Here is a 14,231-nt window from a genome sequence, read left to right as displayed (position 1 = left end):
CGAACGGGCCGGCGGACGGTGTCGCCCGCCGGCCCGGCTCAGATCGCCCGTCGGCCCCGGCTCAGATCGGTGGCCGGCTCCGGCTCAGATCGGTGGCCGGCGCCAGGTGATGCGCGGGTCCCGGTGTGGCCGTTCGTTCGGCAGGGTGGCCATCGGGGTGCGGGTGGCCAGTGGGGCGTGCGGGTCCGGCGGGTGGGGGAGCAGGGTCGGACGGCGGCAGGCGGCCAGTGCCGGGCCGGCGCGGTGGACCACCCCCCGCGCCTCGGCGCGCAGCGCCGCCAGATCCGCCCCGGGGTCGGCGACCAGGGTCAGCAGGGCGTCCCGGCCGGCCGGGTAGGTGACCACGCAGCCGGCCGCGGTGTGCACCACGGACTCGTGGAACTCCCCCTGCCGGACGGTGGCCGCCATCCGGTGGCCGAGGCCGAAGCTGGCCGCGGCGAGCGCCGCCAGGTGGGTGGCGTCCGTGGTGGGTAGGTCGCTGGAGATCAACAGGCCGTCCGTGCCGGCGAGTACCGTGCCGGCGATCTCGGGGCGGCGTCGGCGCAGCCCCCGCAGCTCGGTGCCCATCATCGTTTCCGCGTTCACGAGCGTGTCTCTCCCACCGGTCGTGTCTCCGCCGCAACAGGTGACGTTCCGCGATGGCGAGGCTACCCGTGGCCGTCGATCTGCGCGATCCCGTGACCGTCGGCAATCGGTCGACAACTCTCGTCTGATCGGAGGATGTGGACCCGTCCGGCGCAGGTCGCGGGTGCGGCGTACGGCTCGGCCGGGCGTAACCTGAGACTCGCCCGAGGACCGTCGTCGCGAAGGGGTGCCGGCATGACCAGCGCCGAGCTGTCCGGGGCGGACGTGGCGCGGTGGGTGGTGGAGCCGGCCAAGGACGACGGGCCCGGCCGGTCCCCGTACGAGCGGGACCGGGCCCGGGTGCTGCACTCGGCGGCGTTCCGCCGGCTCGCCGCGAAGACCCAGGTGCACACGGCGGGCACGGACGACTTCCTGCGTACCCGGCTGACCCACTCGCTGGAAGTGGCGCAGATCGGGCGGGAGATGGGCGCGCGGCTGGGCTGCGACCCGGACGTGGTGGACGCCGCCGGGCTCGCCCACGACCTCGGGCACCCGCCGTTCGGGCACAACGGCGAGGACGCGCTCGACGCGGTCGCCGCCGCCTGCGGCGGGTTCGAGGGCAACGCGCAGACGCTGCGCGTACTCACCCGGCTGGAGGCCAAGGTGTACGCCCCGGACGGCGCGTCCGCCGGGCTGAACCTCACCCGCGCCTCGCTCGACGCGGTCGCCAAGTACCCGTGGCCGCGCCGGCCGGGCCGGCGCAAGTTCGGGGCGTACGCCGACGACCTGCCGGTCTTCGCCTGGCTGCGGGAGGGGGCGCCGGCCGGCGAGCGGCGCTGCCTGGAGGCGCAGGTGATGGACTGGGCCGACGACGTGGCGTATTCGGTGCACGACGTGGAGGACGGCATCCACGGCGGGTACCTGACGCTGGGGCCGCTGCTCGCCGACGCCGACGAGCGGGCGGCCCTCTGCGCCGACGTGGCCGCCGTCTACTCGACCGAGTCGCCCGGCTACCTCGGCGAGGTGCTGGTGGAGCTGCTCGCCGACCCGGTGCTCGTCCCGCTGGCGGGGTACGACGGCAGCCACCGTGCCCAGGCCGCGCTCAAGGCCACCACCAGCGTGCTGACCGGCCGTTTCGTGGCAACCGCGGTGGCCGCCACCACGGCCCGGTTCGGTCCCGGGCCGCACCGCCGGTACGCCGCCGACCTCGTCGTGCCCCGGCCGCTGCGCGCCCGGTGTGCGCTGCTCAAGGGCATCGCCCTGCGGTACGTGATGCGCCGGCCCGACGCGCTAGGCCGCCGCGAGCGGCAACGGGAGATCCTCACCGACCTGGTCGGGGTGCTGGTCGACGGGGCGCCGGAGCTGCTCGACCCGGTCTTCGCCCCGCTGTGGCGGGCGGCCCCCGACGACGCCGCCCGGCTGCGGGTGGTGGTCGACCAGGTGGCCTCGCTGACCGACCCGGCCGCGCTGGCCTGGCACGCCCGGCTGACCCGTCCAGCTGGCGGGCCCGGCTGACCCGTCCGGCTGGCACGCCCGGCTGACCCGTCCGCCCGGCTGACCCGTCCGCCTGGCCGGCCCGGTCGGCACGGCGGCCGGCGGGCTTGATCGGCGCGGTGGCTGGCAGGCTCGACCGGCACGGCGGCCGGCGGGGTCGACCGGCGCGGTGGCTGATCGCCGGGTGGGCGGCGTGGCGGCGGAACATTCCGCCCGGCTGGACAACGACCCGGCGAGTTAGGTTAGCCTAACCACATGACGGAGCGCCCAGTGAAGATCACCTCTGTCCGCGTGCTGCGAACCGACCGGCCCACCCCGCACGTGGTCCGGCTGCTGCTCGGCGGGGAGGAACTGGTCGGCCTGCCGGTCGGCGAGTTCACCGACCACTACATCAAGTTCGTCCTCCCGGCGGCCGGAGTGGCGTATTCGGGCCCGCTGGACCTCGCCGCGATGCGTCGTGACCTGCCGCGCGAGCAGTGGCCCCGGCTGCGCGCGTACACCGTGCGGGACTGGGACACGGTGGCGGGGGAGATCACCGTCGACGTGGTGCACCACGGCGACGCGGGGCTGGGCGGCCCGTGGGCGGCGGCGCTGCGCCCCGGCGACGAGGTCATGTTCGTCGGCCCCGGCGGGGCGTACGCGCCGAGCCCGGACGCCGACTGGCACCTGCTGGTCGGCGACGAGAGCGCGCTGCCGGCGATCGCCACCTCCCTGGCCCGCCTCCCGGCCGGCGCGCCGGCACACGTCTTCGTCGAGGTCGACGGCCCGGCCGACGAGCAGCCGCTGCCCAGCCCCGGCGAGGTACGCCTGACCTGGCTGCACCGGGGCGGGGCCCCGGTGGGCGAGGCGCTGGTCGCCGCGGTACGCGGGCTCGACTTCCCGCCCGGCCTGGTGCACGCCTTCGTGCACGGCGAGGCGAACTTCGTCCGCCAGTTGCGCCGGCTGCTGCGGGTCGAGCGCGGCGTGCCCAGCGAGTGGCTCTCCATCTCCGGCTACTGGCGTCGTGGCCTGGACGACGAGGGCTGGCGGGCCACCAAGTCCGACTGGAACCGCCAGGTCGAGGCCGACGAGCAGGCCCCGGCCCTCACCCCGCTCGGCTGAGACCGCGCCGCCCCCGGCTGTCAGCAGGTCCCCTCCCGGCCACCCCAGGGTGTGTTAGGAGGGGGCCCTTCCTCTACCGCAGGCGTTAACAGGGGGCCCTTCCTTACCCGCGTCAGCGGGCAGGGCAGGATAGGCGGGAGGAGGTGGCGGTATGGCGGGGCGGATCCGGGACGAGGACATCACGCTGGTCCGGGAGCGCACCTCCATCGCCGAGGTCATCTCCGACACGGTGACGCTCAAGTCGGCGGGCGGCGGCAACCTCAAGGGGCTCTGCCCCTTCCACGACGAGAAGAGCCCCTCGTTCAACGTCTCGCCGGCCCGCAACGTCTGGTACTGCTTCGGCTGCGGGGCGGGTGGCGACGCCATCAAGTTCCTGATGGACGCCGAGCATCTCAGCTTCGTCGAGGCGGTGGAGCGGCTCGCCGACCGGGTCGGCGTGCAGCTGCGCTACGTCGAGGACGATCGGGCCGCCCCGCGCAGCCGCCCGCAACAGGGGCAGAAGCAGCGGCTGGTGGCCGCGCACGCCGCCGCCGTGGAGTTCTACACCGCCCAGCTGACCACGGCCGGCGCGCGTGCCGCCCGGGAGTTCCTGGCCGAGCGGGGCTTCGACCGGGCCGCCGCGCAGCGGTACGGCTGCGGCTTCGCCCCGGACGCCTGGGACCTGCTCACCAAGCATCTGCGTCAGCGTGGTTTCAGCCACGACGAGCTGGTCACCGCCGGGCTGTCCCGGCCGGCCCGCTCGGGCAGCCTGATCGACCGGTTCCGGCGCCGGCTGCTCTGGCCGATCCGCGACCTCACCGGTGACGTGATCGGGTTCGGTGCCCGCAAGCTCTTCGATGACGACGACGGCCCGAAGTACCTCAACACCCCCGAGACGCCGATCTACAAGAAGTCGCACGTGCTCTACGGCATCGACCAGGCCAAACGGGAGATCGCCAAGCAGGGCCGGGTGGTGGTGGTCGAGGGCTACACCGACGTGATGGCCTGCCACCTGGCCGGCGTGCCGACCGCCGTGGCGACCTGCGGCACCGCGTTCGGCGCGGACCACATCGGCGTGCTGCGCCGGCTGCTGCTGGACACCGACGCGGTCGCCGGCGAGATCATCTTTACCTTCGACGGGGACGCCGCCGGGCAGAAGGCCGCGCTGCGCGCCTTCGAGGACGACCAGCGCTTCGTCGGTCGTACCTTCATCGCGGTCAGCCCCGACAGCATGGACCCGTGCGACCTCCGCCTGGCAAAGGGCGACCTGGCGGTCCGCGACCTGGTCGCCCGCCGCGAGCCGCTGGTCGACTTCGCGCTGCGACACGTCATCAGCCGGTACGATCTGGACACCGTCGACGGTCGGGTGGAGGCGATGCGCCGGGCCGCCCCGCTGGTCGCCAAGCTCAAGGACCGGGAAAAACGCCCGGAGTACGTCCGCAAGCTCGCCGGTGACCTCGGCATGGAGATCGAGCCGGTGCAGCGGGCGGTGCAGGCCGCCGCCTCGGGGCGACCGGCGGACGGGCCGGTGGCGCGTCCCGCCCGCAGCGAACCCACCGTGGACAGCCCACAGTCGATGGTCGAGCGGGAGGCGCTCAAGCTGGCCCTCCAGGAACCGGTGCTGGCCGGGCCGATGTTCGACGCGGTCGAGGCGTCCGACTACCGGCATCCCGTGCACGTGGCCGTCCGGGCCGCGGTCACCGCGGCCGGCGGGGCGGCGGCGGCCACCGGCGGCGCGGTGTGGATCGAGGCGGTCCGCGACGCCTGCGACGACCTCGCGTCCCGGGCCCTGGTCGGCGAGCTGGCGGTGGAGCCGCTGCGGATCGACGGCGAGCCCGACCCGAGGTACGTCGCGGTCACCATGGCCCGCCTACAGGGCGGTTCGGTCACCGCGCGGATCCGGGACCTGAAGTCGCGGATCCAGCGGATCAACCCGGTCAGCAACAAGGACGAGTACTTCGCCACCTTCGGCGAGCTGCTCTCGCTCGAACAGCATGCCCGGGCGCTGCGCGAGCAGGCGGCGGGAGGGCTGTAGAGATGGGACTGTTCCGTCGCCGGCCGAAGCTGCCGCCGGCCGACCGGCCGCCGCTTGACCGCGACGAGCGGGTGCTGGCCTGGGCCGCCGTCGGCAATGGTGAGGGCGACGGGGTGGTGGTCGCCACCAACCTCGGGCTCTGGCTGCCCGGCCGTGGCCACCGGATCGGCTGGCACGACGTCGTCAAGGCCGTCTGGTCGGGCCGGGAGCTGACCGTCACCCCCGGCGAGCGGGTCGCCGAGCGGGACGGCTACCTGGTGGTCGCCGACTGCCCGGCGGAGCGCTACCTGCTGCTGGACCCGGGCGAGCTGCCGCACCAGGTGCGTACCCGGGTCACCAGGTCCGTGGCGTACACCCAGCACCATGCCCTGCCCGGCGGGTCCGGCCGGATCGTCGCCCGGCGGGTGCCCGGCCTGGACGGCCTGACCTGGATGGTCCACTACGACCCGGGCACCCCGGGCGACGACCCGGACGTGTTCGCGGAGACCGACCGTCTGGTCGCGGCGGCCCGCGCCGCGACCAGGCCAGCGGACCTGTGACGCTCCGATCACCGGTGCCGCCGGGACGGGCGTGCATCGGGCGGGCGTGGGCCGGGCGGGTGTAGGCCGGGCGGAAACTCGGTGGGGTGTGTCAGACCTGGTGTCTAGGGTCGGGGGGTGACCACGGCACAACCACTCATCCAGGCCCGGGGGCTGGTGAAACGGTTCGGCGACTTCACCGCCGTCGACGGCATCGACGTGGAGGTCCGCGCCGGTGAGGCGTTCGGCTTCCTCGGGCCCAACGGCGCTGGCAAGTCGTCCACCATGCGGATGGTCGGCTGCATCTCGCCGCCCAGCGCCGGGGAGCTACGCATCCTCGGCCTGGATCCGGTGCGCGACGGGTCCGCCATCCGGGCCCGGCTCGGTGTCTGCCCCCAGCTCGACAACCTCGACCCGGAGCTGACCGTCCGGGAAAACCTGACGACGTACGCCCGCTATTTCGGCATCCCCCGCCGGGTGGCCCGCGCCCGGGCCGCCGAGTTGCTCGACTTCGTGCAGCTCGGCGAGCGGGCGGAGAGCAAGGTCGAGCCGCTCTCCGGCGGCATGAAGCGGCGGCTCACCATCGCCCGCGCGCTGGTCAACGAGCCGGACATCGTGCTCCTCGACGAGCCGACCACCGGCCTCGACCCGCAGGCCCGGCACCTGGTCTGGGAACGCCTGTTCCGGCTCAAGCAGCAGGGCGTCACGCTGGTGCTCACCACGCACTACATGGACGAGGCCGAGCAGCTCTGCGACCGGCTGGTCGTGATGGACGGCGGGCGGATCGTCGCCGAGGGGTCGCCGCGTGCGCTCATCGAGCGGCACGCCACCCGCGAGGTGGTCGAGCTGCGCTTCGCCGCCGACTCGCAGGAGGCGTTCGCCGGCAAGCTGGACGGCCTGGGGGAGCGGGTCGAGGTGCTGCCCGACCGGATCCTGGTCTACGTCTCCGACGGCGACGCGGCGGTGGCCGAGGTCGGCGCGCTCGGCCTGCACCCGGTCAACGTGCTGGTCCGGCGCAGCAGCCTGGAGGACGTCTTCCTGCACCTCACCGGCCGCACGCTGGTCGACTGAGCGGGCCCGGGGAGCGACTGCGATGAGTCAACTGGCGCGTCAGAATCGCGCCCTACCGAGGGTGCCGGCGTTGGCGGTGCTCGAATACCACCTGGTCGGTTACCGGCGCACCTGGCGGGCGGGCGCCTTCTCGTCCTTCCTGCTGCCCACGCTGACCGTGCTCGGGTTCGGGCTGGGCGTCGGTGCCTACATCGATCGGGGCATTGGTGGCGTCTCCTACCTGGAGTGGATCGTCGGAGGGCTGCTCGCCTCGACGGCGTTGCAGGTGGCGATCGGCGAGTCGACCTGGCCGGTCTTCGGCAACCTCCGGTGGACCAAGATCTACTTCGCGCAGGGCTCGACGCCGCTGCGGGTGGACGACATCCTCGCCGGCCACCTGGCGTTCGTGCTGTTCCGGGTGCTCACCTCGATCGCGGCGTTCCTGCTGGTGACCGGCGTGCTGGGGGCGCTGCGCTCGCCGTGGGCGGTGCTCGCGCTGCCGGTCGCGGCGCTGCTCACCCTGGCCGTCGCGGTGCCCACCTTCGCGTACGCGGCGGTGGTCGACTCGGACAGCTGGCTCGCGATGCTGTTCCGGTTCGCGGTGATCCCGATGACCCTCTTCTCCGGGGTGTTCTTCCCGGTCGAGTCGCTGCCGCTGGTGCTGCGCTGGATCGCGTACGCGACGCCGCTCTGGCACGCCGTCGACCTCTGCCGGGCGGCGGTGCTCGGTGCCGCGCCGCACTGGTCGGTCGCCGGCCACCTCTGCTATCTCGCCGCCTGGGCGGTCGGGGGCTGGCTGCTGGCCCGCCGCGCCTTCGCCCGCAAGCTCGTCGTCTAGGAGGGGCTGTCATGGTCAATCTGGTGCTGCCCCGGCTGGTCGACGTCTCCGCGGCGTCCCGGCGCTCCGCATCGGTCACCGAGCGCAACGTCGCGGCCCTGAGATCGGTCTACTGGCTGCTGCTCATCTCCGGTTTCGTCGAGCCGCTGCTCTATCTGCTGTCGATCGGCGTCGGCGTGGGTGCGCTGATCGGCGACCTGACGCTGCCCGGCGGCGAGGTGGTCAGCTACGCCGCCTTCGTCGCCCCGGCCATGCTCGCCTCGTCGGCGATGACCGGCGCGCTCGCGGAAACCACCTTCAACTTCTTCGGCAAGATGAAATACATGAAGCTGTACGACGGGGTGATCGCCACCCCGGTACGGCCATTCGAGATCGCCCTCGGTGAATTGGCCTGGGCGATGCTGCGGGGCAGCGCGTACTCCGCCGCGTTCCTGGTGGTGATGGTCGCGATGGAGCTGACCGAGCCGGCCCGCGCGCTCGCCGCGTTCCCGGCGGCGGTGCTGGTCGGCTTCGCGTTCGGGGCACTCGGCATGGCTATCTCCACGTTCATGCGCAGCTGGCAGGATTTCGACCTGATGGGCTCGGCGCAGTTCGTGCTGTTCCTCTTCTCCGGCACCTTCGTGCCCGCCGAGGCGTACCCGGCGGTGCTGCGCTGGCTGATCGAGGTGACCCCGCTCTACCGGGCGGTGCACCTGATCCGCGAGCTGACCGTCGGCACGGCCGGCTGGAGTTGGCTGCTCGACGTGCTCTACCTGATCGCGGCGCTGGCCGCCGGCCTGCTGATCGCGTCCCGCCGGATGTCCCACCTCCTCTACAAGTAGCCAGCGCTACGCCTCGGCCGGATGCGGGTCAGCGGGACCGGGCCCAGGTGAGGAAGCGGTCGGCCAGGGTGCCCGGCGGAACCTGGGCGGCGAGGTCGTCCACCGCCTCGTACATCAGCCCGCCGAGGTAGATCAGCAGCCCGGTCCGGTTCTCCCGGTACTCGCCGAGCAGCGCCAGCCGGGCCGGCGAGCACGGCCACGCCGCCCCGCACACCCGACACCGCCAGGACGGCCGCGCCGCGACGTGGGGCCGGTAGCGGGGCATCAGCGCCGACCCTCGTCGGCCCCGCGCGGCGGCAGCCGTCGGTCCTCGTCCGACCGCCAGGGCGCGGGTGGCAGTGGGCGGGTGTTCCGGGTGCGCTGAGGCAGCCGTGCGGGTGCTGCCGGGGGCGGGCACCGCCAGAATTTACGTCGCATGAGGAGCCTCCGTCGAGGTGGGAGGGGCGCCGGCCGAACGTAGGGTGCCGGCGCCCCGGCCTGGTTCCGCCCGCCGTCCGATCCCGTGAGCGGTTCCGCTGCGTGACAGTCTGGTGAGGACGCGGCTACGGTGGGAGGTCCGGCGCGGTGACGACCAGCGCGTCCGCAGCCGGTTCCCAGGCGGTACGCGAAGGTACGGAGGCTGTCCGTGAAACGCTCGTCCATGCTGGAGCACTTCGCCGAGGAGCTGCGGCTCACCCGGACCGCTGTCGGCATGTCACAGACCGCGCTCGCCGAGGCGCTGAGCTACTCGGCCGCCCTGGTCGCCAAGGTGGAGACCGGCGAGCGCCGGCCCAGCCTGGACTTCGCCCATCGCTGCGACAGCGTTCTCGGCACCGGTGGACGATTCGAGCGCATCCAGCGACGGATCAGCCGGGAGGTGCTGGTGTCGTGGTTTCGCGACTGGCCCATCATCGAGGAGGAGGCCACCGCACTGCGCTGGTTTGAGCCGATCTACGTGCCCGGCCTGTTGCAGACCGGGGCATACGCTCGCGCCATCATGGACGGTGCCGGGTTTTTCGCGCCGGACGAGATCGACCAGCAGGTGGCGACCCGGCTGGACCGGCAACCGGTGCTCACCCGCGACCGCCCGCCGCTGTTCATCGCCGTCATCGACGAGTACGTGCTGCGCCGCCGGATCGGCGATCCGGAGGTGATGCGCGAGCAGCTACGGCACCTGGTGAAGCTCGGCTCGACACTGCCCCGGGTGCGGATCCAGGTGGTGCCGCTCTCCGCCGGGGCCTACCCAGGGCTCGACGGCCCTTTCGTGATCGCCACGTATCCACAGGGCGAGGATGTGGTCTACCTGGAGGGGCAGCGCTACGCGCAGGTGATCGACCGCTCCGAGTATGTGCGGCAGATTGTGGAGATTTGGGAATCGATCCGGGGTGAGGCACTATCGCAACAGCAGTCCCTCGATCTGATCGCGGAGGTGGCGGAGACATGGATCTGACCGGCGCCCGGTGGCGCAAGAGCACCCGCAGCAACGGCGGCGGTGGTGCGTGCGTAGAGGTGGCTGACAACCTTCCCGGCGTGGTGGCCGTGCGTGATTCCAAGGATCCGGTCGGTCCGGTGCTGGCCTTCGCGCCGGAGTCCTGGCGCGCATTCGTCACCCAACACGCCGAGCGCCCATAAGGCACCTCACCACCCCGTTCGTGTGGCGGGCACTGTCCAAGATCTATGACCGGGGTGCTAGCCGCCCTGGTAGTAGCGGGCGGCACCAGGGTGTAGGGGGATGGGGTCGGTGCTGGCGGCGGACTGGCGGTCGAAGTTGCGCGCCTCCGGGTGCACCGCGGCCAGGTCGGCCTGGTAGGTGAAGAGCAGCCGGGTCAGGTCGTACGCCAGTTGGTCGGGCATGTCCGCGCTGACCAGCATCATGTTCGCCACCGTGACGGTGGGGGTGGCGGCCGGCGTATCATAGGTCTTCTTCGGCAGCTCGGCGGTGGTGTAGACCGAGCCGTGCGCCGCGCCGAGCGGTTCGATCAAATCGGCGGCGGGCAGCAGGGCGAACCGGCCCGGCGCGCTGGTCAGCAGGTCGGCGATGCCGGGGGTGGGCAGGCCGCCGGAGAAGAACATCGCGTCCAGCGTCCCGGCGCGCATCCGGGCCACCGTCTCGGGCAGCGACAGCCGGGCCCGGCGTACGTCCCGTTCCGGATCCAGCCCGGCGGCGCTGAGCATCCGGCCGGCGATCACGTCGGTGCCGGACTTCGGTGAGCCGGTGGAGACCCGCTTGCCGCGTAGCGCCGCGACGTCGGTGATCTGGGCGTCGGCCTGCACGATCACGTGGGTGTAGTTGCTGTAGACCCGGGCCAGCGCCCGGACCGGTTGCGGCTGGCCGGCGAAGGCCCCGCGTCCGGCGATGGCGTCGGCGGCCGTGTCGGCCAGGCTGAAGGCGATCTCCATGTCGCCGTCGACCAGGCGGGTGATGTTCTCCACCGAGGCCCCGGTCGGCTCGGCCCGTGCCTCGTAGCCGGGTAGGTGGCGGCTGATGATGTCGGCGTACCCGCCGCCGAGTTGGTAGTAGACACCGGTGGTGTTGCCGGTGGCCAGGAAGATCCGCCCGTCGTGCCACGGGCGCGGCTCCGGCGTGCCCTCCGTGCCGCACCCGGCCACCAGCACGACGGCCACCAGCGCCGCCAGCAGCCGCCCCCGCCGCCTCCGGCCGGCCGTGCGCGGACCCACGTGGGCCGCATGCCGGCTCATGCCGGGTGTGCGCGGGCCCACGTGCACCGCATGCCGGGTCATGCCGGCCGTGTGTGGGCCTGCGTCGGTCGCGCGCGGGTCCGGGTCGGTCGCGTGCCGGGTCATGCCGGGACCCCGCCGGGCTGGTGGTCGGCCCAGGCTCGGGCCGCCGGTTCGAGTGCCTCGGCCACCCGCTGGACCAGGGTGGCCGTCTCGTAGCCGATCTGGCCCAGGTCGCAGCCGGCGGCGGCGAGCACGCCGAGCAGCGCGCGGTCGCCGACCGCCATCACCAGCAGGACGCCGCCGTCCATGTCGACGATCTGCTGCCGTACCCGGCCGGCGGACATCAGTCGCGCGGCGCCGACGGTCAGGCTGGCCAGGCCGCTGATCACGGCGGCGAGATGGTCCGCCTGGTCGGTGGAGAGGTGGGGGGAGGCGGCCAGCCGCAGCCCGTCCCCGGAGACGGCGAGGGCGTGCGACACATCCGGGACCTGCTCGGCGAAGTTCGCCAGGAGCCAGTCGAGGCCGGGGCTGACGTTGGGCATCATTCGGTTCTCCCGGTGGGTTTGGTCTGCTGGTTACGACGCATCGCGTGGGCCACCCCGGCGGAGAGGGCGGACAGCCGGGTGCGTACCACCTCGGGGTCGAGCAGGTCGCTTCTGGCCTGCGTCGGCGGCACGTCGTGCAGTTCGGCCTGCAACCGGCCGCCGTGGATCCGCCGGGGCAGACCGGCCGCCGTGGCGGCCCCGGCGTGACCGGCTCCGGCTCCGGCTCCGGCTCCGGCCCCGGCTCCGGCCCCGGCCCCGGCCGGGCCAACACCGGCCGGGCCAGCCCCGGCGTGACCGGCACCGACACCACCGACACCGGACGGGCCGGCACTGGCCGACCAGCTCGGCTGGCCACCGGCCGGCGGCCAGGTCGAATGTCCGTTGGAGCCGGGCCGGTTCGCCAGTGGCCGGTCCGCCGGTGGCTGGCCCGGGGGACCCGGCGGCCAGGTCGGGGTGGCGCCGATGACCGGCAGGGTCATGGTCGGGGCCCGGTGGACGCTGTACTGGTCCGGTGGCGCGGTGACCAGGTCCATGATCGGTGCGGTCGGGGCGGGTCCGCCGTTCGGGGACCGGAACCAGGCGCCGACGGCCGAGGGGGTCGGGCGGGCGCCGACCGCTGGGCGTCCGGTGACCTCCTCGACCCGGGTGAGCACCGACTCCGGCACCTCGACCTGGGCCACCGTGCCGGCACCGGTGCTGTACAGCCGCACCGCGATGCCGTGCCGGGCGGCCAGGTGGGCCACCACGTGCAGGCCCATGCTGCCGGCCGCCGCGCTGGAGAGCATGGCCGGTGAGCGCAGCCGCTCGTTGATCTCGGCGAGCCGGCTCCCGCCGATGCCGATGCCCTGGTCGTGTACGCGCAGGGTGAGCCCGTCGACGGTACGCCGACCGTCCACGTGCACCGGTGTCTGCGGCGGGGAGTAGGCGGTGGCGTTCTCCAGCAGCTCGGCCAGCAGATGCACCAGATTGCCCACCGCCGAGCCGTGCACGGCTGCGGCGGGTACGTCGATCTCGACCCGGGCGTACTCCTCGATCTCCGAGGCGGCGCCGCGGGCCACGTCGGCGAGCAGGTGTGGCCCTTCCTGCGACCGGCCGGGCTCGCCACCGGCGAGGACCAGCAGGTTCTCCCCGTTGCGGCGCATCCGGGCGGCGAGGTGGTCGAGGGCGAAGAGCCGGGCCAGCGCGTCCGGATCGGTCTCCTCCTGCTCGAAGTCGTCGAGCAGGCGCAGCTGCCGGGTGATCAGCGTGCGGATCCGGCGGGCCAGCGCCTCGACCATCCGGGTCACGTCCATCCGCAGTTCGGCCTGCTCACCAGCGAGCCGTAGGGCGGCCCGGTTGACCGTGTCGAAGGCTTCGGCCACCTGGGCGATCTCGTCGCGCCCGCGACTGATCCCGGCGGTGAGCTGCGAGGCCGGCCCCTCGTCCCGGCCGCTGTCACCGGCCACGATGGCGGTGATCCGTTCGGGCAGTTCCCGGTGCGCCATGGTGAGCGCCGCCACCCGGAGCCGGCGCAGCCGGCGGCTGGTGCGTACCGCCAGCAACGCGGCGGCGGCGAGCGAGGCCAGCGCCAGCGTGCCGGCCGATCCGCCGGTGACCAGCGCCCGCTGGCGGGCGTCGGCGGCCAGTTGGGCGGCGCGGCGGTCGAGTTCGTCGGAGAGTTCCCGGCCCAGCAGGTTGAACCGGCGGATGGCGCCGCTCTGTGCCACATACCAGGCGTCGCCGTCGATGGCGAGCGCGGCCGGCTTGGTCTCGGCGTTCAACGCGCTCTCGCGCATCCGTTGGGCGGTGGAGACGTCGCTGCCGGAGAGCAGCCGGGTGTACGCGTCGGCGGCGCGCCGTCCGGCGATCCGGGAAAACTCGGCCTGCCGTTGTTCCTGTGCGCCGCGCAGCCGGGCGAGCCGGGCGAGTTCGCCCGGGGCCAGCTCGCCGCGGACGAAGACGGTCCGCAGCAGATCGCGTTCCAGCGCGGCCAGGTGTTCCTGGGCGGCGACCGCGGCCACCTCGCGGGCCCGGTTGGCCAGCTCGGGGTCGCGCAGCTGGGCGGGGAGCGCGTCGGCGACGGCGAGCAGCGACTCGACCATGGCCACGTAGATCGGGTCGGCGGTGTCGGCGCCCAGCGCGGCGACCCGGGCCTCGTCGAGCTGGGTGAGGTGCTCGCTCACCCCGTCGAGGGCCCGGCCGAGGTCGGGGGCGGCACGGCGGGCCTCGGAACTGGCGGAGCCGTAGCGTTCGGCCGCGTTGTCCACCCGCCGCCGCTGGGCGTCGACGAGTTGCCGGCCGGAGGTCCCGCCGCGCTGGCGTAGCGCGGCCGTCTCGCCGAGTTCCCGCTCCAGCTCGTGCACCAGGGAGACGGTGGCGGTGGCGGTGCCGGCCAGCACCCGGGCGCGTTCGGCGTCGGCGGAGGCGGCCAGCGCGTTGCCGGTCTGGATCGCGCCGAGCACGACCAGACCGGCGGTGGCGACCAGGATCGGGGCGAGCAGCTGGGTACGCACCGACCACAGTCGGTCGGCGTGGCCGGACGGCCGGTTGTGCCGGCGTACGCGGGCCAGGGAGGACAGCGGCACGGGGGGCTCCCGAGGTCGGGGTGGCCGGGCCGGGCGTCGCCACCCGGCCCGGCCACCGTCG

General features: G+C 73.7%; 14 protein-coding genes. 9 read left to right on the top strand and 5 right to left on the bottom strand.

Annotated elements, in window-relative coordinates; translation table 11 throughout:
• Window positions 1-84 precede the first annotated feature (84 nt).
• Entirely contained in the window at window positions 85-585 is a 501-nt protein-coding gene (locus ACQPYA_RS24550) for a roadblock/LC7 domain-containing protein (RefSeq protein WP_433529445.1), read from the bottom strand.
• 234 nt (window positions 586-819) lie between these two features.
• Here ACQPYA_RS24550 and ACQPYA_RS24545 point away from each other — a divergent pair, with 234 nt between their 5' ends.
• The 7 genes from ACQPYA_RS24545 (at window position 820) to ACQPYA_RS24515 (ending at window position 8,400) form a co-directional block, all read left to right on the top strand.
• Window positions 820-2,079, top strand: coding sequence for a deoxyguanosinetriphosphate triphosphohydrolase (locus ACQPYA_RS24545; protein ID WP_433529444.1), 1,260 nt, complete (start codon window positions 820-822; stop codon window positions 2,077-2,079).
• Window positions 2,080-2,313: 234 nt separating this feature from the next.
• Window positions 2,314-3,159 carry a siderophore-interacting protein gene (locus ACQPYA_RS24540; RefSeq protein WP_433529443.1) on the top strand — a complete coding sequence of 282 codons (846 nt, stop codon included), beginning with the start codon at window positions 2,314-2,316 and terminating at the stop codon, window positions 3,157-3,159.
• Between the two features lie 151 nt (window positions 3,160-3,310).
• Window positions 3,311-5,173: a DNA primase gene (dnaG, locus tag ACQPYA_RS24535; protein WP_433529442.1), complete on the top strand. Its 1,863-nt coding sequence runs from the start codon at window positions 3,311-3,313 to the stop codon at window positions 5,171-5,173.
• Window positions 5,174-5,175: 2 nt separating this feature from the next.
• Complete coding sequence (locus tag ACQPYA_RS24530; protein ID WP_433529441.1) at window positions 5,176-5,712, top strand: hypothetical protein; 537 nt, start codon at window positions 5,176-5,178, stop codon at window positions 5,710-5,712.
• A gap of 117 nt (window positions 5,713-5,829) precedes the next feature.
• Window positions 5,830-6,762 (top strand): ABC transporter ATP-binding protein, encoded by a 933-nt coding sequence (locus ACQPYA_RS24525; RefSeq protein ID WP_433529440.1) that lies wholly within the window; start codon window positions 5,830-5,832, stop codon window positions 6,760-6,762.
• A gap of 22 nt (window positions 6,763-6,784) precedes the next feature.
• Window positions 6,785-7,579 (top strand): ABC transporter permease, encoded by a 795-nt coding sequence (locus tag ACQPYA_RS24520; RefSeq protein ID WP_433529439.1) that lies wholly within the window; start codon window positions 6,785-6,787, stop codon window positions 7,577-7,579.
• Window positions 7,580-7,590: 11 nt separating this feature from the next.
• A complete protein-coding gene (locus tag ACQPYA_RS24515) occupies window positions 7,591-8,400 on the top strand; it encodes an ABC transporter permease (protein ID WP_433529438.1) in 810 nt (269 codons plus the stop codon).
• A 28-nt stretch (window positions 8,401-8,428) separates the two neighbouring features.
• Here the strand turns inward: ACQPYA_RS24515 and ACQPYA_RS24510 are convergent, their stop codons facing one another.
• Window positions 8,429-8,665 carry a flavin reductase gene (locus ACQPYA_RS24510; RefSeq protein ID WP_433529437.1) on the bottom strand — a complete coding sequence of 79 codons (237 nt, stop codon included), beginning with the start codon at window positions 8,663-8,665 and terminating at the stop codon, window positions 8,429-8,431.
• Between the two features lie 360 nt (window positions 8,666-9,025).
• On the opposite strand from ACQPYA_RS24510, the gene ACQPYA_RS24505 reads away from it, so the two are divergent.
• Entirely contained in the window at window positions 9,026-9,829 is an 804-nt protein-coding gene (locus ACQPYA_RS24505) for a helix-turn-helix domain-containing protein (protein ID WP_433529436.1), read from the top strand.
• Complete coding sequence (locus tag ACQPYA_RS24500; RefSeq protein WP_433529435.1) at window positions 9,820-10,011, top strand: DUF397 domain-containing protein; 192 nt, start codon at window positions 9,820-9,822, stop codon at window positions 10,009-10,011. Before ACQPYA_RS24505 ends, ACQPYA_RS24500 begins: the two co-directional genes overlap by 10 nt.
• A 57-nt stretch (window positions 10,012-10,068) precedes the next feature.
• Here ACQPYA_RS24500 and ACQPYA_RS24495 read toward each other — a convergent pair whose 3' ends face one another.
• Genes ACQPYA_RS24495 through ACQPYA_RS24485 form a run of 3 tightly spaced genes read right to left on the bottom strand, consistent with a single transcriptional unit; the run spans window position 10,069 to window position 14,170 of the window.
• Window positions 10,069-11,184: a TAXI family TRAP transporter solute-binding subunit gene (locus ACQPYA_RS24495; protein ID WP_433529434.1), complete on the bottom strand. Its 1,116-nt coding sequence runs from the start codon at window positions 11,182-11,184 to the stop codon at window positions 10,069-10,071.
• The gene (locus ACQPYA_RS24490; RefSeq protein ID WP_433529433.1) at window positions 11,181-11,606 is read right to left on the bottom strand and encodes a roadblock/LC7 domain-containing protein; all 426 of its coding nucleotides are present in this window, start codon (window positions 11,604-11,606) and stop codon (window positions 11,181-11,183) included. The genes ACQPYA_RS24495 and ACQPYA_RS24490 overlap by 4 nt, the downstream gene beginning before the upstream one ends.
• Entirely contained in the window at window positions 11,603-14,170 is a 2,568-nt protein-coding gene (locus ACQPYA_RS24485) for a sensor histidine kinase (protein ID WP_433529432.1), read from the bottom strand. The genes ACQPYA_RS24490 and ACQPYA_RS24485 overlap by 4 nt, the downstream gene beginning before the upstream one ends.
• Window positions 14,171-14,231: the final 61 nt, after the last annotated feature.

Origin of the sequence: Micromonospora sp. CA-263727 (assembly GCF_050942455.1) — a bacterium.
Taxonomy (GTDB): domain Bacteria; phylum Actinomycetota; class Actinomycetes; order Mycobacteriales; family Micromonosporaceae; genus Micromonospora.
Note: the sequence above shows the minus strand (reverse complement) of the source record. Positions and strands in the feature narration are given on the sequence as shown.